Source organism: Pseudomonas sp. KK4 (assembly GCF_001984065.1).
Classification (GTDB): Bacteria; Pseudomonadota; Gammaproteobacteria; order Pseudomonadales; family Pseudomonadaceae; genus Aquipseudomonas.
Genome location: NZ_LYVP01000063.1, coordinates 1 through 18,693 on the forward strand (window position 1 = coordinate 1; position 18,693 = coordinate 18,693).

Consider the following 18,693-nt stretch of genomic DNA (forward strand, 5'->3'; position numbering starts at 1 on the left):
CGTCGCCTTCCTGAAAGACCACGAGTGCGACTCGGTGATCGGCGTCGGCGGCGGCAGCAGCATCGACACCGCCAAGGGCGTGGCAGCCATGGCCACCAACCCCGGCAACATTCTCGACTACGAGGGTTACGACAAACTCGTGAACCCGCCGCTGCCGATCTTCGCCATCCCGACCACCTCCGGCACCGGCAGCGAATGCACCGCCTCCACGGTGTTCACCAACACCCGGACACTGTTCAAGACCGTGATCATCAGCCCGGCGCTGTTCCCGAAACTGGCGATCCTCGACGCCGAACTGACCCTCAAGCTGCCACCGTCGATCACCGCCGCCACCGGCATGGACGCCCTGACCCACGCCATCGAATCCTACGTGTCCAAGCAGGCCAACCCGGTCAGCCAGGCCCTGGCGCTGCAGGCGATCAAGATGATCTGCACGCACCTGCCCAAAGCCTTCTTCACCGGCTCCGACCTGCACGCCCGGGAACAGATGCTGCTGGGCTCGTTCCTCGCCGGCGTGGCCTTTGCCCAATCAAAACTGGGGAATGTGCATGCGATCTCCCACACCTTCGGCGGCGTGTTCAACATTCCCCATGGCATCGCCAACGCCACGCTGCTGCCCTACGTCATCGAGTTCAACCTGCCGGCCTGCCCTGAGCTGTTCCGCGAGATCGCCATCGCCATGGGCGAGGACGTCGACGGCCTGAGCGCTGCCCATGCCGGGCAAAAAGTGGTGGCGCACGTGCAGGCCCTGAACAAGGCCATCGGCATCCCCGACAACATCAAGGACCTGGGCGTAGACCTGGCGTACATGCCGCAGATGGTCAGCGACTCGATGCGCAGCGGCAACGTGCTGGTCAACCCGCGCCTGACCACCGCCACCGACGTCGAACGAATCATCAGCAACGCCTTCCACGGCCTTCATTCCTGAGAGACCCACCCATGTTTTATGAAATGCGCACCTACACCCTGCGGATCGGCACGATGCAGACCTACCTCAAGCACTTCGAGGAAAACGGCCTGCCGGTGATCTCGCGCTACGCCACCCTGGTGGGCTGGTGGTACACCGAAATCGGCGAGCTCAACCAGGTGATCCACATCTGGGCCTACGAGAGCCTGGACGAACGCATCAAAAAACGCGCCGCCCTGTACCAGGACCCGGACTGGCTCGAAGGCTTCGTCCCGATCGCCTTCCCGATGCTCGAGAAAATGGAATCAAAACTGCTGATGCCAGCGCAGTTTTCGCCGATCAGGTAACCCCGTTAACGACTCGCCACCCTCCCTGTGGTGAGGGGATTTATCCCCTCCCCACAACGGCTTGAGTTCACAGTCATTACAGTGATCAAGTAGTCAGGTCCCGCTGCAGTTCATTGATCAGCAGGGTCGCCGCCGGGGACAGGTCGGCGCCGGCCCGGCTGATCACGCCGTAGGGCTCGATCAAGGCGCGCATCGACACCGGCAGCTTCGCCAGCAGGTTGTGCTGTTCGCAGAATTCGGCCACTTCCACGGGGATCACCGCCAGCAGCGTCGGGTCCTGTTGCACCAGCAAAATGGTGGCGAAGGTCGAGGAGGTTTCCAGCGGATAGCGCGGTATCTCCAGACCGGCCTCGTTCAATTCCCGCTCCAGCGCCTGACGCATCGGCATGTCCTTGGGGTAGACCACCCAGCGGTAGTCGCTCAGTTGCGACAGTTGCAGCGATTCGGCACCGGCCAACGGATGATCCTTGCTGGCGACCACGGCCAAGGGCTCTTCACTGAGCTCGATGCAGTCATAGGCGTCCGAACGCTGACCGACGCTGGTGCGACAGATCGCCAGGTCCAGTCGACCTTGATCGAGCAAGCCGAGCAACGTCGCACTGGTGTTTTCCACCAGTTCCACCGACAGCTCCGGCTGCTTGAGGCGCAGTTCGGTCAGCGCCCGGGTCAGTAGCGGCACCGCGCCCATGATCACCCCCACCGACAGCCGCCCGCCCTTTCCGCGCATGATGCTGAGCATTTCCTCGCGCAGGTGCTCCACATCGCTGTAGATCAGCCGCGCATAGCGAATCATGCAGCGCCCCATTTCATTGGCTACCAGGCCTTTGGGCTGACGCTCGAACAGCGGCATGCCGAGCAGCGACTCGACCTCGTGCAGGGCCTTGGTGGCGCCGGACTGGGAAATCGATATCTGCTCGGCGGCCTTGTGCAGCGAGCCGCGATCATCCAGGGCGATCAGCAATCTCAGTTGTTTGAGGCGCAGGCGTGCAGCAATGCTGCCAAGTGATGGAACCATGTCATGGGGTACTCTGTTCAAGGGGGGCTCTATTGAAGGGGCGCTCTGTTCATGGGGCTTTGCCGTCAAGGCCCACGCCGGCAGGTCGCCGACGTGGGCGGCACATCAGCTCAGGGCCGCACGGCTCCACTGACCGTCGACCAGTCGATCGAGCCCCAGCGGATTACTGTCTTGCAGGGCCGGCGGCAGGTATTGATCAGGATAGTTCTGGTAGCAGACCGGCCGCAGGAAACGATCGATGGCCAGGGTGCCGACCGAGGTGCCACGGGCATCTGAGGTGGCCGGGTAAGGCCCGCCGTGGACCATCGCGTCATTGACTTCGACACTGGTGGGGTAGCCGTTGAGCAGCAAACGCCCGACCTTGTCTTCCAGCAGTGGCAACAACGCGTGGAAACGCCGCAGATCCGCCGGCTCGGCAATCAGCGTGGCGGTCAGTTGGCCGTGCAAGCTGTGCAGCGCCGCGTGCAATTGAACGTCATCGGCCACCTCCACCACCACGGTGGCCGGGCCGAAGATTTCTTCCTGCAACAGCGGGTCGCCGTCGAGCAACAGCTGCACGTCGGCCCGGAACAGTTGCGGTTGCGCACTGGACTCGCCCTGGGCCTGACCGGCCAGATGAGCGACAAGGCCATGCCCGGCGATGTGCTCCAGGCCCCGACGATAACTGCTCAGCGCGCCGGCATTGAGCATGGTCTGGGCCGGTTGCTGGCCCATGTTCTTTGCGAAGGCGTCGAGGAACTCGGTGAACTGCGGCGAGCGCACACCGATGATCAGGCCGGGGCTGGTGCAGAACTGGCCACAACCCAAGTTGACCGAGGCAGTCAGTTCTTCGGCGATTTGCCGGCCGCGGTTTTGCAAGGCTTCGGGCAGCAGGATCACCGGGTTGATGCTCGACATCTCGGCGAACACAGGAATCGGTTGGGGCCGCGCGGCAGCCAGGTCGGCCAAGGCACGACCGCCCTTGAGCGAACCGGTAAAGCCCACCGCCTTGATACCCTCGGCCTTGACCAGTGCCTGGCCGACACCGCCGCCATAGATCATGTTGAACACGCCGTTGGGCATGGCGGTGCGTTGCGCGGCGCGAACGATGGCGCTGGCCACTCGATCCGCCGTCGCCATGTGCCCGCTGTGGGCCTTGAACACCACTGGACAACCGGCCGCCAGTGCCGAGGCGGTGTCGCCGCCAGCGGTGGAAAACGCCAGGGGGAAATTGCTCGCCCCGAACACCGCCACCGGACCGACGCCGATCCGATACTGGCGCAGGTCCGGCCGTGGCAGCGGCGTGCGCTGTGGCAATGCCCGGTCGATCCGCGCGCCAAGAAAATCTCCCCGGCGCAGCACTTGGGCGAACAGGCGCAACTGGCCGGTGGTGCGCCCGCGTTCAGCGCGAATACGGCCTTCGGGCAGCGCGGTTTCCTGGCAGACCAGGGCAATGAAATCGTCGCCCAGGTCGTCCATTTCCTCGGCGATGGCCTCCAGAAACTCGGCGCGACGCTGCGGCGACAAATGACGAAAAGGCGCAAAGGCACGGGTGGCGGCGGCGACCGCCAACTCGACTTCCTGCTCGGTGGCCTGATGGAAAACATACGGCAACGGGCGCCCGGTGCTGGCGTCAAGGCTCTGCAGGGTTTCGTCGCCCAAGGCACTGCGCTGCCCGTCGATGAACTGCTGGCCGAGGATATCGGACATCAAAAAACTCCCTCGCCTGCATTTGAGCAGGCGATCACTCCAATTAAAGGGATGCGCAACCGCGCACGCTTCACTCTATTGGGCGCAGTCAGGGGCAAACAAATGACAACAATGGTTCGGGGGATGAGTGTTGGTCATCCCCCCGTGGGGTCTGGACCGAATCTCTACGACCCACCGCGGCAGTTGAGGCTACACTTCGAGTGGCCGACTGACATAAAACCCTGAATTCCGGCCAGCCGATCAGTTGCCAGCCTCTTTATTACGTTTGCGAATTATCATTATTCCATCTCGCTGAAACAGAACACCATGAACGACATCGCAAACTCCGCCGTATGCTCTACGCCGCAATCCCACCTTCAATCCGACCAACCGCGTCTGATCGTCTTCCTCGCTTATCCCGAAATGGGCCTGCTGGACCTCACCGGTGCGCAAACCGTGTTCTGGGCCGCATCCCGCTACATGGAGGCGCGCGATCTGCCCGGCTACGCCCTGCACACCGCCAGCCTGAGCGGCGGGTTGATGCACACCGCCGAGGGGCTGGCGGTGCATACCCTGCCGCTGAGCGATTTCGATGTGAGTGCCATCGACACACTGATCGCGCCGGGGGCACCCAAGATTCTCCAGGCCATGAGCTTCTCCCTGGATCTGGTGGCCTGGCTGGCCGAGTCGTCGGGCAAGGTCCGGCGCACCGCCTCGGTGTGCAGCGGCACCTTCCTGCTGGCCGAGGCCGGTTTGCTGCAAGGCCGGCGTGCCGCCACCCATTGGCTGATGTGCGACCTGCTCAAGGAGCGCTACCCCTCGATCGACGTCGACAGCGATGCGATTTTCGTCCAGCAGGGTGCCATCTGGACCTCTGCCGGGGTCAGCGCCGGTATCGACCTGGCCCTGGCGCTGGTCGAAGAGGATTGCGGGCGTGAAGTGGCGCTGCAGGTGGCGCGGGAAATGGTGGTGTTCCTCAAGCGCCCCGGCGGCCAGGCTCAATACAGCCAGTTGCTCAAGTCGCAAACCAGCGAAGGCGCCGCTTTTGACGAGCTGCACGTTTGGATCTCGCAAAACCTGTCCAGCGCCAACCTCACGGTGGAAACCCTCGCCCAGCAGGTGCAGATGAGCCCGCGCAACTTTGCCAGGGTCTACAAACACAAGACCGGTCGTACCCCGGCCAAAGCCGTCGAAGTGATGCGCGTCGAAGCCGCCCGCCGCCTGCTCGAAGACTCCGAGCGCAACATCGACCAGATCTCCCGCCAGTGCGGCTTCGGCGATGAGGAACGCATGCGCCTGACCTTCCAGCGCAACCTGGGCGTTTCGCCCCGGGATTATCGCAGCCGGTTTTCGCGGTAACCTGATCACGGCAGCAGCGAAATGAGGCGGCGATCGCAAAGCAGTCGAGAATGACAGCATCGGATTGATGGCACCGCGGGCAGGGAACTCTCGGCGACCACCGTGCATCCTAATGAGTGAGGTACTTCCTTTTTGCTTCACGTGTTCAGAGGACACCATCATGCGCCGTCTGATTATCGTTTCTTCCCTGCTGCTGTGTTTACCCTTCGGTTCTGCCATGGCCAAAGTGGATGCCGGCGACGTTGCCACCTCGGCAGGCGTTTCCGCTTCGCTGTATTCGACCTTCAAGGATCACAAACTGATGATTCCCGCCCGGGATGACGCCTCCAGCTTCGTGGCCAGTGGCGGTACGATTCGCGGCGCTTATCTGGAGTCGGTGTTCAAACAACTCCGGCAGGATCATCCTGAGTTGAACAATGCCAGCGACGAAGATCTGGCCCGTGCCATTCTTGTCCAGGACGGTGTCGCGGCCGGTCAATAGACACCTTCAGGCTCAGCGGTGGGGCTTTTGACAGCCGGAGCGCGTCTTCAGCCCTGCCTTGCCTGAGCTTCAATCAGCCCAGCCCGCCACCCGTTGCGCGCTGATGCTGACCCCGCCACACACCACTATCACCACCTCTTGGGCATTGGCGATCGCCGGGTGATCGAGGTAGGCGACGGCCAGTGAAACACCGCAGGCGGGTTCGACCAATTGTCGCAAATCACTGGCGAACCGCACCACGCCCATGATGGCCTGCTCATCGCTGAGCACCACGTATTGATGGGGAAAATCATTGATGTGCTGCACCGGCCATGCCGCTACCATCGCCGCCCCGAGCGAGCTGGCGACTGTATCGATGCGGGGCAATTTGACCGGGTGTCCAGCCTGTACAGCCGCAGCGAAAGACGCCGAGCCTTCTGTCTCGCAGGTGATGATGCGGCAGTCCATACGCTGGTGTCGAATCAGTCCGGTCAAAAGTCCCGCCAACAAACCACCACCGCCTACCGACGTCACCAGCGTGTCGACCTGCGGACAATCCTCAAGAATCTCATCGATCAAGCTACTGTGCCCCTGCCACAGCACCGGATGATCGAAAGCCGGCACGTACTCGGTGTCCGCGCCGTGCGCCAGTTCCCTGGCCCGCTGATTGGACTCGTCCCAAACCTTGCCATGGACGATCACCTCGGCACCGGCCTTGCGGATCCTGGACCGAGTGGATTCCGGGGTCGTATGGGGCACCACGATGCAGGCTTTCAAGCCCAGGCGGGCGGCCGCCACGGCGGTGGCAAACCCGGCGTTCCCCCCGGAAGGACAGATGACCTTGCGTTTACCCTGCTGCGCCGCCTGGGAGCACAGCAAGCCGATGCCGCGCAGTTTGAAGGAGCCGCAAGGCTGCAGGTTTTCCAGTTTGAGCCAGATTCGGCGGGACGCCGTCGAGAGATCTGGATGCAGGATCAACGGCGTTCTGATGTGAAGCATGACGGGCTCCGTGGTGAGCGGTCCTGCTTCAAGTTTAGTTCAAGCGAGGTGGCTGAACAGGCCATCGCGGGCCGCTCCCACAGAGTCAGTGAAATCCTGTGGGAACGGCCCGCGATGACGCGCTCAAATAACCGGTTTACCGATAACGCGGCGCCGCCGTGGAACTGCCGAACAGCCCGGACAACACCTGACGCTGGGTTTCGTGACGCTCCCACTGGCTGCCGTCATGCAGCCCCGGAATGGTCACCACTTCGCCGCTGGCCAGCCCCGCCAACGCAGCGTCGACCATGTCTTGAGCGGACATGACGATTTCCTGAGGCAGGTTTTCCACCGGGTTGCCGGCCTCGCTCCAGAAGTCCGTGGCGGTGGCGCCCGGCAGCACGGCCTGGATGCGCACGCCTTGGTCGGCCAGTTCGTGGTGCATCGACTGGCTCAGGGCCAGAACGAACGCCTTGCTGGCGCCGTACACCCCGTTGAGAATTTCCGGGGCGATGGCCACGATCGAGGAGATGTTGATCACCGTGCCGCTGCCGCGGGCGACAAAGCCCGGCGCCGCAGCGTAGGCCAGGCGGGTCAGCGCGGTGATATTGAGGGTGATCATCGCTTCCATGTCGTCGACCGGGCTGACCAGCAGCGGCATCACCGCGCCAACCCCGGCGTTGTTGACCAGCAGGGTGATGCTGGCATCGCTGCGCAGGATCTGCTCGACCCGCAGCAGGTCCGCCTTGTCATTCAGATCGGCGACCACCGCTTCGACGTTGCGACCGGTTTCGTCGCTCAAATGGCTGGCCAGGGCATTGAGCCTGGCCTGGTTGCGAGCGACCAGAATCAGGTCGTAGCCCTGACGGGCGAGACGGTCGGCATATACCGCACCGATGCCCGCTGAAGCGCCGGTGATCAGTGCAGTGCCTTTGCTTGAAAGCGTCATGTTCGATGTCCTCACGATGGGCGAGATGTTCGCCGGGTGTGAGCATTTATAAAGGCGCTCGTACGCGTCGCAAATGACGTTTAGAGTACGTTTTTCGGACATGAGTAGGTTGAGGAGTCGCAATGATCAGCGTGGCATTCGTGGTTTTCGACGGTTTCCAGTCGATGTCGCTGGCGGCGATGCCGGTGTTCGAGTACGCCAATGTCAGCGCCGGCGAACCCCTGTATGACGTGCGCGTGCTGTCCGCAGATGGCCGCACCCTGCGGGCCTCCGGCGGTTTGTCGGTGGGCACCGAGGCGTTCGATCAGCGGGTGTTCGATACGGTGATCGTGGTCGGCGGCGATGCGATCCTCGAACAGGCGCCCGAGGCAGTACTCGATTATGTGCGTGCCAGCGCCCACACCTCGCGGCGTACGGCATCGATCTGTTCGGGCGCCTTTGTCATGGCCCAGGCCGGGCTGCTCGACGGACGGCGGGCCACGACCCATTGGGCCTATGCCCGACAACTGCAGGAACGTTTTGCCTCGATCAAGGTGGAAGTCGACCGTATCTACGTGATCGACGGTGCAATCTGGACCTCGGCCGGGATGACCGCAGGCATCGACCTGGCCCTGGCGATGGTGGAAAAGGACTACGGCGCCGAACTGGCGCGTTCGGTGGCGCAGAAACTGGTGATGTACCACCGTCGCGGCGGCGGGCAGTCGCAACACTCGGCACTGCTTGAGCTGGAACCGAAATCCGACCGCATTCAAACGGTGCTTGGCTACGCTCGGGAACACCTGGCCGAGGCATTGACAGTGGAACAACTGGCCGAAGTGGCAAGCCTGAGCCCGCGGCAATTCAGCCGCGCCTTTCGCGCCGAGACCGGGCAATCGCCAGCCAAAGCCATCGAAAACCTGCGCCTGGAAGCGGCCCGGCAGATGCTCGAACGCGGCCGCCTGACCCTCGAACAGATCGCCCTGGAAACCGGCTTCAGCGACCGACGCCGCATGCGCGAAGCCTTCCTGCGGGCGTTCGGACAACCGCCGCAGGTGATTCGGCGTAGCGCCCGCTCGGTAGCCTGATCGCTTGGCGAATGACTGGTTCCCGCAATCCCCTGTGGGAGCGGGCTTGCTCGCGAAGGCGGTGTGACCGTCAATCCATGTGGCGCCTGATACACCGCTTTCGCGAGCAAGCCCGCTCCCACAGTCTCAGATTGCGTTCAGGCGAATGAGGCCGTCTGCATCCACATTCGCGGTGACCAGGTCATAACGGGCCAGCGTGGCATGCAGCGTCTCGACCGGCTGATCATGCGCCGCCGTGACAATCAACAAATCCGCCCCCGCCGCCTCGGCCGCGAGAATGCCCACGGTGGCGTCTTCGAACACCAGGCAGTCGCCGATCGCCACACCCAACCGCTGCGCCGCCAACCGATAGCCCGACGGGTCAGGCTTGCCGGCGCTGACGTCCTCGGCGGTGACCATCACCTCAGGTTCAGGAACCCCGGCGGCGGCCATGCGCCGCAATGCCAGGGCCCGTGGCGCCGAGGTGACGATGGCCCACTGGCTGGCCGGCAATGACTTGAGAAATCGGGCCGCGCCGGCCACTTCTTCAATGCCTGCAACATCCTCGAGTTCTGCCTGGGTAATCCACGCCGCCTCCGCCTCGGCATCCACGCCGGGCAGGTTCTGCCGCCGGATGGTATCGATAGCGCGGGCGCCGTGGATGGTGGGCAGGAAGCGCTCGACATCGATGCCATGGCGCAACGCCCAGGTGGTCCACACACGCTCGGCGGCGGCAATGGAGGTCAGGATGGTGCCGTCCATGTCGAACAGGAAGGCACGGTATGGGGTGTTGAAAACGGTATGGGCAGGCAAAGGGGCCTTCCTGTTTCAAGGACAGATGTGCACGGCAATCTACACCAAAGATAATGCCCACGCAGCGCGTGGGAACGATCACAACACCTGCCGGGATTTGAAGGCCCCTTCCACGCAATCGAGCAATTGCCCCAGCGCCCAGGGCTTCTTGATGAACGCCACCTCGTGCCGCACCCCGGAGCTTTCCGGGGTTTCATAGCCGGACATGATCATGATCGGCTTGTCCGGCCAGCGATCGCCGAACAGGTTCGCCAGGTCCGCACCATTCAGCGTGCCGGGCATGGTGATGTCCGTCAGCAGCAAACCCACTTCCTGCGCGTGCTCCTGCAGGTACACCGATGCGGCGTCCGCACTTGCGTGGGAATGCACCACATAGCCTTCCTCCTGAAGAATTTCACAGAGAAATTCCAGAATCAGCGGATCGTCCTCAACCACCAGAATCAACCCGCCGGGAAGGTGTTCACCTGCAGTCGGTACTCGACTCATGACGTTGCCGCTCCCTGTATGCCTCAATGATTTTCGCGGGCTCTCATCCGCTACCTACAGGTATGAGCAGCGGCGTGCGCGGAAATTCATTTTTGATACAGGCAGATAATCGGCTCACGCATCCTGCAGGATCAGATCGGCTCCCTTCTCCGCCACCATCAGCACGGCGGCGTGGGTATTGCCCGAGGTCACGTTGGGGAAAATCGACGCATCGACGATGCGCAAACCGTCCAGGCCATGAACCTTCAGACGCTTGTCCACCACCGACGTTTGCTGATCCGCGCCCATGGCGCAAGAACCGCACAGGTGATAGATCGAGCCGCTGTTGTCACGGAAGTACTGCAGCATCTGCTCGTCGGTTTCGATGGCCGGCCCCGGCAGCACTTCTTCGACCGTGATGCCCTTGAGCGCCGGCGCGTTCATGATCTTGCGCATCAGCCGGCTGCCCTGGATCACCTCGTCGATGTCCTTCTGGGTGCTCAGGTAGTTCGGGTCGATCAACGCCGCGTCCCGCGGGTTTTTCGAGGCAATCTCGATGTGCCCGCGGCTGGTCGGCCGGCAGGGGTTGAAACACAGCAGGAAGCCGGAATAGGGTTCGGGCTTGAGGCTGGCCTTGTTGTTTTTCGGGATCTGGTACGACAGCGGATTGAAGTACAGCTGCAGGTTCGGGTTGGCCTGTTGCTCGTCGCCACGGAAGAAACCGCCCGCCTGATTGACGCTCATGGCCAGCGCGCCCTTGCGGGTGAACAGGTATTTGAGGCCAAGCTTGAACTGGCCGAACAGCGAGCTCAGTTCATCGTTGAGCGTCGGGATATTGGCCTTGTAGTAGTAGCTGACGCACAGATGGTCCTGCAGGTTGCGCCCCACCGCCGGCAGGTGCTTGACCAGCGGGATGTTGTGTTTGGCCAGCAACGCCTGGTCTGCGACACCAGACAGTTGCAACAGCTTCGGCGTGTCCACGGCGCCGGCACAGAGGATCACTTCCTTGTTCGCGGTGAAAGTGCGCGTCACGCCGTGTTGGGTGATCGAGATGCCGGTCGCACGGCCGCTGTCGAACAGCACCCGATCCACCAGCGCGTAATGCTCGACCGTCAGGTTGGGCCGGCTCAAGGCCGGGTGCAGGTGAGCGAAGCTGCTGGAGCAGCGCTGACCGTCGCGGGTGTTGACGTCGTAGATCCCCGCGCCTTCGAAGGTCGGGCCGTTGAAGTCATCGCTCAGCGGATAGCCCAGTTCGTCGCAGCCTTTGAGGAACACGTCGCAGATCGGGTGGGTCTGGCCCTTCATCGGGGTGATGCTGATCGGGCCGCTGCCACCGTGGTATTCGCTGTCGCCCAGGCGGTGGTTTTCCAGCTTGCGGAAGTACGGCAGGACGTCCTTGAAACCCCAGCCGTCGTTGCCGTTGGCCGCCCAGTCGTCGAAATCATGGGCCTGGCCGCGCACGTAGATCATCGCGTTGATCGACCCCGAGCCACCCTGCACCTTGCCGCGCGGGGCGTAGATTTCACGGTTGCCCAATTGCTTCTGTGGCTGGCTGTAATACATCCAGTTGAAGGTCGGGTTGTAATACATTTTGGCGAAGCCGACCGGGATCTTGAACCACAGGGAACTGTCTTTCCCGCCCGCTTCCAGCAGCAGCACCGTGTGTTTTCCGGAGGCCGAAAGGCGATTGGCCAGAACGCAGCCTGCGGCGCCAGCGCCAGCGATGATGTAGTCGTATGTCATGCACGGTTACCGCGTAAGTCGTTGTACAAAAAAACCGGGGCAATCACTCACCCTGTGGGAGCGGGCTTGCTCGCGAAAGCGCTGTGTCAGGCACCATGAATGTCGAATGTGCCTGCCTCTTCGCGAGCAAGCCCGCTCCCACAAGGGGCATTCGCCGTGTGGGTCAGCCCTTGGCCGGCGACGTGTCTTTGACGTCCGCCGGGGTGGGTGCCATTTGCAGGTGCAGGCGCTCGCCGGTGTACGGCGAATGCTTGCGCACCACGTCCATGTTCAGCTCCACGCCCAGGCCCGGCTCGGTGGACGGGATGATGTAGCCGTCCTCCCACTGCAGCGGTTTGGTCAGGACTTCGGCATGGAACCCGCCCCAGGTCATGATGCTTTCCTGGATCAGGAAGTTCGGCGTGCAGGTGGCCAGTTGGAAACTCGCCGCCGCGCCGATCGGCCCGTTGTAGAGATGCGGCGCGATCTGCGCGTAATAGGCCTCGGCCATGCTGGCAATCTTCTTGGCCTCCAGCAGCCCACCGCAGCGGGCGACGTTCATCTGCAGGATCGACGCACCGCCGGCCTGCAGCAGCTTGAAGAATTCATACTTGGTGGTCAGGCGCTCACCCGTGGCAATCGGGATGCTGGTCTTGGCCGCCACTTGCGCCATGGCCTCCTCCTGGCCCGGCGGTACCGGCTCTTCGAACCACAGCGGGTCGTATTTTTCCAGGCGCTTGGCCAGGCGGATCGCCGAGGACGGCACCATTTGCCCGTGGGTGCCGAACAGCAAATCGCACTTGTCGCCCACCGCTTCGCGGATCTTGCGGCAGAAGGTTTCGCAGCGCTCCAGCACTTGCAGCGAGATCTGATGCCCGGAGTACGCGGTGTACGGCCCCGCCGGGTCGAACTTCAGGGCGGTGAAGCCCTTGTTCATGCTCTCGATGGCGCACTCGGCGGCCAGGTCCGGGTCGTCGTAGTCGTACTCGCCCTGGCTGTTGACCGGGTAGAGGTAGGTGTAGGAGCGCAGTTTTTCGTGAACCTTGCCGCCGAGCAATTCGTACACCGGCTTGTTCGCCGCCTTGCCGATGATGTCCCAGCAGGCCATCTCCAGGCCGCTGACCACACCCATCATGGTCAGGTCCGGACGCTGGGTGAAACCGCTGGAATAGGCCTGCCGGAAGAAGCGCTCGATGTGGTGCGGGTCGTGGTTGAGCAGGTAGCGTTCGAACACGTCTTCGATGATCGGCAGCATGGCCTTGGGGCCGAAGGTCGCGGCGTAGATCTCGCCCACGCCTTCAATGCCGCAATCGGTCTTGATCTTGACGAACAGCCAGTACATGCCGCCGACGTGCGGTGGTGGTACGGCAACGATATGGGTTTCAAGGGCGACGATTTTCATCTCAGGCACCAGTGTTGTTCAGAGTCTTGCGGTTGATACGGGCACGCAGGGTCAGGGCCGCCAGGGTCCCGAGCAGGCCGACGAACGCGATGTAGCCGAAATACAGCTTGTAACCAAAGGCACCGGGGAAATGTTCGGTGAGGTAGCCGTTGATCAAGGGAATGAAGGCGTCCGGCAGGTAGCCGACCACCGAGACAATGCCGATGGCCAGGCCGGTGATGCGCAGCGGAATGTTGCAGGTGTCGAGGATCGCCCAGTACAGGCCGCGAATGGCGTAGGTCATCAGGCCAATGAAAATCACCGTGCCGATCAGCAGGCCCATGCTGTTGAGCGCCGGGAACACGATCAGGCCGACCATCGCCAGGCTCGCCAGGAACAGCGCGACCACCAGCACCGAAATGTTGGAGAACTTGTCGCCCAGCCAGCCGCCGCCGATGCCGCCGATGGGGCGCATCCACAATTTGATCGTGGTGATGGTGCCGGCCATGACCGCGGTCATGCCGCCGCCCTGCAAGTAGTCGGAGAAACTGTAGGTGGCCCAGAAGATGTGATAACCGCAGAACACGATGGCTGTGACCAGCCACAGTTCAGGGATTTTCACCAGGGTGGCCAGGTCGCTGAGCAGGTTGTACTTGCCCTTCTCCACCGCCGCCGTTTCTTCCAGCGACTTCGGGTCCTTGATCAGCACCAGCACACAGCCGATGGCGATGCAGGTGAAGGCGTACAGGTAGACCACGTGCTTGAAGCCTTCGGCCGCCGACTCGCCACGGGTTTCGGTGGCGAAGGCGAACAGTGCCAGCGCAACCGTGGCCAGCAAGGCTTCCACCAGACCGCGGCCACCATCGAGGATGCCAAAGAAGCGGCCCTGTTCGGAATGGTTGGCGATCATTTTCACGCGCTTGAGCACCGAGGCCCAGAAGGTCAGGCCGGTGGTCAGGCCCCAGCAACCGAAGATGATCATCAGGCTGGTCATCGAAGGTGCGGTGGAGTACCACAGGCCGAGGGCGCCCGTGGCCACCAGGGAAAAGAAAATCAGGAACCGCGGGGCAATCCGGTCGGCCAGCCAGCCGCTCGGCAAATAGGACAACAGGAAAATCGTCCCCAGCATCGAGTACAGGTAACCCAGCTCGCTGTGGTTGATCTGAAACACTTCGAGCATGGTGGTCTGGTAGACCTGGCGCAGGTACAGGATCGGATAGATCGCACCGGCGGCCAGCACCAACAACATCAGTTGGAAATAGCGACTGCCCTTGTCACTGTGGCTTTTGATACCCGCGTTCGAACCCTGAACAGCGGCAGCAGTGGATGCATGCTTGGACATCGAGTAGACCTCTGGCGCCCGGTGGTCCGGGCGCTCGATTAATTGTTTTTATATGACTCGGGTGTACTCAGGCCTGTGTGGAAGCGGGCTTGCTCGCGAAAGCAGTGGATCAGTCGGCATTGATGGAGCTGACACTGCGCATTCGCGAGCACGCCCGCTCCCACAAAAGCGAGAGGGGTGCTCCGGGTGAATCAGTACTTCATGACCACCAATCGGGTCTGGGTGAATTCGAGCATGCCGTGCTTGCCGTCATCGCCGCCCAGGCCCGAGCGTTTCCAGCCGGCGTGGAAGCCCTGGTACGGGTCGGCCGGGGTGCGGTTGATGTACAGCTCGCCGGCCTCGATGGCATTGGCGACTTTCTGCACGGTGCGGTAATTCTCGGTGTAGAGCACCGACGACAGGCCGAACTGGTGGTCGTTGGCCATGGCCAGCGCCTCATCGATGTCGCGGTACTTGAGCACCGGCAGCACCGGGCCGAAGATTTCTTCCTGGATGATTTCCATGTCCTGGCGGCAGCCGCTGAGCAGGGTTGGCGGGTAGAAATGGCCGCTGCCTGGCGGGATAAAACCGCCGGTTTCCAGCACCGCACCGTCGGCGATGGCACGCTCGACCATGGCGTGGATGTTCTGCCGGGAACTGGCGTTGACCAACGGCCCCATCAGGCTGGCATCGGTGGCGCGGTCGCCGAATTTCACAGCACTGATTTTGGCTTTCAGCAGGCCGAGGATTTTCTCGTAGACGCTTTCCTGCACGTAGACCCGCTCCACCGCCGTGCACAACTGGCCGCAATGGGTGGTCTTGGAGGCGATGATCGCGCTGGCGGCGGCGTCGAGGTCGGCATCGGCTTCAATGATCGCCGGGGTCTTGCCCCCCAGTTCCAGGGATGGCTTGGCGATGTTGGCCTTGCAGTAATCGAGCACGATGCGCCCGGCGTTGACGCTGCCGGTCAGGGTGATCAGGCCGACGGCCTTGTGGGTGCACACCGCAGCGGCGGTGCCGTGGTCCATGGTCAGGATGTTGACCACGCCAGCGGGCAGACCGGATTGCTGCACGGCCTTGGCGATCTCGAAGGCCGAGGTCGGTGTGTTGTTGCTCGGACGCACCACCACGGTGTTGCCAGCAATCAGCGCCGGGGCGATTTTGCGCAGCAGGGTGTAGACCGGGTAGTTGAACGGGATCAGGCAGGCGACCACACCGATGGCTTCGCGGTGCAGGAACAGGTTTTCGTTCGGCGAGTCGCTGGGGATGATCTCGCCTTCGATGCGCCGCGCCCATTCAGCGTGATAGCGGGTGATCTGCGCCGCGTAACGGGCTTCGTTGCCGGCATCGCTGACGCTCTTGCCAGACTCGGCAGCCAGGGCGGCGCCGATGCTTTCAGCGCGGGCGTCCAAGGCATCGGCAAACGCCCGCAGGTAGTTGGCGCGTTCGATACTGGTGAGTTTGCCCCAGGTTTTCTGGGCCGTGGCCGCTGCGTCGACCGCTGCGGTGGCCTCATCGACTGTAGCAGCCGAAACATGGGCCACCAGCGCTTCGGTCGCAGGGTTGTACACCGCGATCAGCGCGTCGCTGGCAGGATCAATGAAGTGGCCGTTAACAAAATTTCGCTCGAGTCGCATGTGCATCGCCCATCGTTGTTTTTATCCAGTACGAGCAGTCTTGGCATTCGGCCCGTGCCGGACAAACGATTTATTGAGCGAAGTAACATTCGAAAATTGCATGTTACTGACAAACGATCAAATTCCCCTCTGTAGGAGCGAGCATGCTCGCGATGGACGAAAGAGCACCGCGGGGTGTCAGGCTTGCAGCGTTATCGTTGACCACCATCGCGAGCATGCTCGCTCCTACAGGGGGAGGTTGCTCAGGACAGAGGGCTCCAACTGCCGTTGCGCCAGCCAGATCTCTTCCTGCAACCACTGGCTGAACACTTGCAATTGCGGCAGCGACTGTTCGGGCCGGGTGACCAGCCAGTACGACTGGTGGCCCTCGACATGCACATTGAGCACTTGGGTCAACTGCCCGCTGGCCAGCTCCGGGGCGACCATGTGCCAGTCGGCGATGGTGATGCCCAGGCCATCGGTGGCGGCGCGAATCGCCAGGTCCAGCAGGTCGAATTCATAGCCGCCCTGGGTGTCGACCCCACTGATGCGCGCCGCGTCCAGCCAGTGTTTCCAGGTCAGGTAGCGCTGGTCTTCCCGGGCCAGCACATGCAACAGCGTCAGGCGATTGAGGTCGATGCCCTGCTCGTTCCACTCACGCGCATAAAGGCTCGGTGCGCACACCGCGATGTGCCGTTCCTGGAACAACAGCGAACTGTCCAGGCCATCCCACTCACCGTTGCCGAAACGTATAGCGCAATCGAGGGTGCTGGTTTCGGCCAGGCTGTCCTGGCGACGGGTGGTGATGCTCAGTTCCAGCTCCGGATGTTTCTCGCGCAAGCGCCCCAGGCGCGGCATCAGCCAGCGGTTGGTGAAGGTCGGCGGCGCGTTGACGTGCAGACGGTTGGCGTGGGACTTCTGCTGGATGGAGCGCACCGTCAGTTCGATCTTGTCGAACGATTGGTGCAAGGCCCGCAGCAGCACCTTGCCAGCACTGGTCAGCTCAAGATGATGGTGACGACGTTCCAGCAGGGTTTCGTCCAGCTGCTCTTCCAGCTGACGCACCTGGCGGCTGACCGCGCTCTGGGTCACGTTGAGCAGTTCGGCGGCGCGGGTAAAGCTGCCTGTGCTCCCGGCCACCTCGAATGCTTTGAGCGCATTCAGGCCGGGCATTTTGCGTTTCATGTGAGGTTCTCGATCACCACGGACAGGCTGCCAAGCATCCCACGCCAGGCACCGATTGTTCTACAGGATTTTCTCAGTAACATGCATTCAATGAAGGTTTGCATCGATTTTTAATCGTTTGTTCAACCCAACGCAGGTCGCAAGACTAACGGGCATCTCAAATAAAAAAATAACGAGAGCTGCCCGATGCCCCTCCCTGCTTCCCTGCGCCTGTTCCCTTCCTGTATCGCTCTGGCCTGCACCTTTGCCGGCCCGGCAATGGCGGTGCAAGTCACCGATAACCTTGACCTTGGCGGCGCCGTTCGTGCCCGCTGGGACTACGATCCGGACCGCGATATCCAGAAATTCGGCCTGGACACGGTGTTCCTCAGCGCCAAGTACAATTCCGACACCTGGATCGGCGAGGCCCAGTACCGCTTCTACGGCCGCTCCTATCCGTACCAGTACACCAAGGACTACGGCGACATCCAGTTCGCCAAGTTCGCCTGGGTCGGTTACAGGTTCAACGCCGACCAGCAGGTGCAAGTGGGGTTGAACACCGTACCCTTCGGCTTGCAGCCGTACTTCGGCAGCACCTTCTATGAAACCCTGGGCAACGTGATCGGCCTGGAAGACGTGCAACAGGTCGGTGCCAAATACATCCAGCAAAGCGGCGACTGGAACGTCCAGGCCGGTTACTACCTGCGCCCAGCGTGGCAAGGCAAGGGCACCAGCAACGGCGTCAGCTACTCCAGCATCGTCTCCGAAGCCGACAGTTATGTGGCCGATGGCAGTGACAACCAGGAACGCAACACCGTGGTCCTGCGGGTGGCCAAGGCGCTGGAGCTGGGGCCGTGGAAGTCCGAAGTCGGTGTCTCCGGCCTGACCTCGACCCTGGAGAACCGCGACACCGACAACGACGGCCGGCGCAACGCCGTAGCCGTGCACTACCTGGGCAAGAACGGCCCATGGACCGTGCAACTGCAAGCGGCTCGCCAGCAGATGTCACCACGCAACCCCGGCTCCGATGAGCTGGTGACCCTCGGCGGTTACGACGGCACCTACAACATTGCCAGCCGCGGCAATCTGTACGTGGCGGACCTCAGCTACGACGTCAGCGGCAAGTACCTGTTCGACCAGATCAGCGGGGTCAAGCTGTACGCCAACTACAGCGGCTTCGACAAATCCGCCAGCGGCTTCAAGACCTCGGAGCGAGCGATCTTCGGCACCTCCTTTTCTTTGAGCAAACTGTGGATCGCCACCGAATGGATCTATGGCAAGAATGATCCCTACATCGGAGGCAGCAGCTATACCCAGAGCCTGGGGGCTGGCGGGACGGATCATTGGGAGAATCAGTTGTACATGAACATTGGGTATTACTTCTGATCCAGAGCTTTTGGCGCCCGTGCGGGCGTCTTCGCGAGCAAGCCCGCTCCCACAATGGATTTGTGAACGCCACAGGTCCAATGTGGGAGATCATTGGGA

17 protein-coding genes are annotated in these 18,693 nt (G+C 62.2%); 6 read left to right on the forward strand and 11 right to left on the reverse strand.

Annotated features, from left to right (window positions below; all coding sequences use genetic code 11):
• Nucleotides 1–928: iron-containing alcohol dehydrogenase (locus B0W55_RS19455; RefSeq protein WP_077047541.1), on the forward strand; the 928-nt coding region annotated here is incomplete at its 5' end.
• Nucleotides 929–939: 11 nt separating this feature from the next.
• Nucleotides 940–1,254, forward strand: a complete 315-nt coding sequence (locus B0W55_RS19460) for an NIPSNAP family protein (protein WP_077047542.1) — start codon at nt 940–942, stop codon at nt 1,252–1,254.
• 85 nt (nt 1,255–1,339) lie between these two features.
• Here the strand turns inward: B0W55_RS19460 and B0W55_RS19465 are convergent, their stop codons facing one another.
• Nucleotides 1,340–2,269: a LysR family transcriptional regulator gene (locus B0W55_RS19465; protein ID WP_077047543.1), complete on the reverse strand. Its 930-nt coding sequence runs from the start codon at nt 2,267–2,269 to the stop codon at nt 1,340–1,342.
• Between the two features lie 105 nt (nt 2,270–2,374).
• Nucleotides 2,375–3,958: an aldehyde dehydrogenase (NADP(+)) gene (locus B0W55_RS19470; RefSeq protein ID WP_077047544.1), complete on the reverse strand. Its 1,584-nt coding sequence runs from the start codon at nt 3,956–3,958 to the stop codon at nt 2,375–2,377.
• 306 nt (nt 3,959–4,264) lie between these two features.
• Between B0W55_RS19470 and B0W55_RS19475 the strand changes: the two genes are divergently transcribed.
• Both B0W55_RS19475 and B0W55_RS19480 read left to right on the forward strand, forming a co-directional pair.
• Entirely contained in the window at nt 4,265–5,296 is a 1,032-nt protein-coding gene (locus B0W55_RS19475) for a GlxA family transcriptional regulator (RefSeq protein WP_077047545.1), read from the forward strand.
• A 160-nt stretch (nt 5,297–5,456) separates the two neighbouring features.
• Nucleotides 5,457–5,777, forward strand: coding sequence for a DUF2388 domain-containing protein (locus tag B0W55_RS19480; protein WP_077047546.1), 321 nt, complete (start codon nt 5,457–5,459; stop codon nt 5,775–5,777).
• 69 nt (nt 5,778–5,846) lie between these two features.
• Here the strand turns inward: B0W55_RS19480 and B0W55_RS19485 are convergent, their stop codons facing one another.
• Together B0W55_RS19485 and B0W55_RS19490 are read right to left on the reverse strand one after the other, a co-directional pair.
• Nucleotides 5,847–6,755 (reverse strand): pyridoxal-phosphate dependent enzyme, encoded by a 909-nt coding sequence (locus tag B0W55_RS19485; protein WP_077047547.1) that lies wholly within the window; start codon nt 6,753–6,755, stop codon nt 5,847–5,849.
• A 136-nt stretch (nt 6,756–6,891) separates the two neighbouring features.
• On the reverse strand, nt 6,892–7,683 hold the full coding sequence (locus B0W55_RS19490; RefSeq protein WP_077047548.1) for an SDR family oxidoreductase: 792 nt from the start codon (nt 7,681–7,683) through the stop codon (nt 6,892–6,894).
• A gap of 122 nt (nt 7,684–7,805) precedes the next feature.
• Here B0W55_RS19490 and B0W55_RS19495 point away from each other — a divergent pair, with 122 nt between their 5' ends.
• Nucleotides 7,806–8,747 (forward strand): GlxA family transcriptional regulator, encoded by a 942-nt coding sequence (locus B0W55_RS19495; protein WP_077047549.1) that lies wholly within the window; start codon nt 7,806–7,808, stop codon nt 8,745–8,747.
• Between the two features lie 126 nt (nt 8,748–8,873).
• Here the strand turns inward: B0W55_RS19495 and B0W55_RS19500 are convergent, their stop codons facing one another.
• The 7 genes from B0W55_RS19500 to B0W55_RS19530 all read right to left on the reverse strand — a co-directional run bounded on the left by B0W55_RS19500 (nt 8,874) and on the right by B0W55_RS19530 (nt 17,229).
• Nucleotides 8,874–9,539, reverse strand: a complete 666-nt coding sequence (locus B0W55_RS19500; protein WP_077047550.1) for an HAD-IA family hydrolase — start codon at nt 9,537–9,539, stop codon at nt 8,874–8,876.
• 78 nt (nt 9,540–9,617) lie between these two features.
• Nucleotides 9,618–10,025, reverse strand: coding sequence for a response regulator (locus B0W55_RS19505; RefSeq protein ID WP_077047551.1), 408 nt, complete (start codon nt 10,023–10,025; stop codon nt 9,618–9,620).
• A gap of 114 nt (nt 10,026–10,139) precedes the next feature.
• The gene (locus B0W55_RS19510; RefSeq protein WP_077047552.1) at nt 10,140–11,747 is read right to left on the reverse strand and encodes a GMC family oxidoreductase; all 1,608 of its coding nucleotides are present in this window, start codon (nt 11,745–11,747) and stop codon (nt 10,140–10,142) included.
• 163 nt (nt 11,748–11,910) lie between these two features.
• Entirely contained in the window at nt 11,911–13,128 is a 1,218-nt protein-coding gene (locus B0W55_RS19515; protein ID WP_077047553.1) for a mandelate racemase/muconate lactonizing enzyme family protein, read from the reverse strand.
• Nucleotide 13,129: 1 nt separating this feature from the next.
• A complete protein-coding gene (locus tag B0W55_RS19520; protein ID WP_077047554.1) occupies nt 13,130–14,449 on the reverse strand; it encodes a nitrate/nitrite transporter in 1,320 nt (439 codons plus the stop codon).
• A gap of 191 nt (nt 14,450–14,640) precedes the next feature.
• Nucleotides 14,641–16,065: an aldehyde dehydrogenase gene (gene aldA, locus B0W55_RS19525; protein ID WP_077047568.1), complete on the reverse strand. Its 1,425-nt coding sequence runs from the start codon at nt 16,063–16,065 to the stop codon at nt 14,641–14,643.
• Between the two features lie 225 nt (nt 16,066–16,290).
• Nucleotides 16,291–17,229, reverse strand: a complete 939-nt coding sequence (locus B0W55_RS19530) for a LysR substrate-binding domain-containing protein (RefSeq protein ID WP_077047555.1) — start codon at nt 17,227–17,229, stop codon at nt 16,291–16,293.
• A gap of 186 nt (nt 17,230–17,415) precedes the next feature.
• Here B0W55_RS19530 and B0W55_RS19535 point away from each other — a divergent pair, with 186 nt between their 5' ends.
• The gene (locus B0W55_RS19535) at nt 17,416–18,594 is read left to right on the forward strand and encodes a hypothetical protein (protein WP_077047556.1); all 1,179 of its coding nucleotides are present in this window, start codon (nt 17,416–17,418) and stop codon (nt 18,592–18,594) included.
• Nucleotides 18,595–18,693 lie beyond the last annotated feature (99 nt).

Bases quoted from the DNA above. Each gene is read 5' to 3' on its own strand.
- B0W55_RS19495 (WP_077047549.1), top strand. From the start codon at position 7,806: ATGATCAGCGTGGCATTCGTGGTTTTCGACGGTTTCCAGTCGATGTCG.
- B0W55_RS19480 (WP_077047546.1), top strand. From the start codon at position 5,457: ATGCGCCGTCTGATTATCGTTTCTTCCCTGCTGCTGTGTTTACCCTTC.
- B0W55_RS19490 (WP_077047548.1), bottom strand. From the start codon at position 7,683: ATGACGCTTTCAAGCAAAGGCACTGCACTGATCACCGGCGCTTCAGCG.
- B0W55_RS19515 (WP_077047553.1), bottom strand. From the start codon at position 13,128: ATGAAAATCGTCGCCCTTGAAACCCATATCGTTGCCGTACCACCACCG.
- B0W55_RS19485 (WP_077047547.1), bottom strand. From the start codon at position 6,755: ATGCTTCACATCAGAACGCCGTTGATCCTGCATCCAGATCTCTCGACG.
- B0W55_RS19470 (WP_077047544.1), bottom strand. From the start codon at position 3,958: ATGTCCGATATCCTCGGCCAGCAGTTCATCGACGGGCAGCGCAGTGCC.
- B0W55_RS19465 (WP_077047543.1), bottom strand. From the start codon at position 2,269: ATGGTTCCATCACTTGGCAGCATTGCTGCACGCCTGCGCCTCAAACAA.
- aldA (WP_077047568.1), bottom strand. From the start codon at position 16,065: ATGCGACTCGAGCGAAATTTTGTTAACGGCCACTTCATTGATCCTGCC.
- B0W55_RS19530 (WP_077047555.1), bottom strand. From the start codon at position 17,229: ATGAAACGCAAAATGCCCGGCCTGAATGCGCTCAAAGCATTCGAGGTG.
- B0W55_RS19510 (WP_077047552.1), bottom strand. From the start codon at position 11,747: ATGACATACGACTACATCATCGCTGGCGCTGGCGCCGCAGGCTGCGTT.
- B0W55_RS19535 (WP_077047556.1), top strand. From the start codon at position 17,416: ATGCCCCTCCCTGCTTCCCTGCGCCTGTTCCCTTCCTGTATCGCTCTG.
- B0W55_RS19475 (WP_077047545.1), top strand. From the start codon at position 4,265: ATGAACGACATCGCAAACTCCGCCGTATGCTCTACGCCGCAATCCCAC.
- B0W55_RS19505 (WP_077047551.1), bottom strand. From the start codon at position 10,025: ATGAGTCGAGTACCGACTGCAGGTGAACACCTTCCCGGCGGGTTGATT.
- B0W55_RS19460 (WP_077047542.1), top strand. From the start codon at position 940: ATGTTTTATGAAATGCGCACCTACACCCTGCGGATCGGCACGATGCAG.
- B0W55_RS19520 (WP_077047554.1), bottom strand. From the start codon at position 14,449: ATGTCCAAGCATGCATCCACTGCTGCCGCTGTTCAGGGTTCGAACGCG.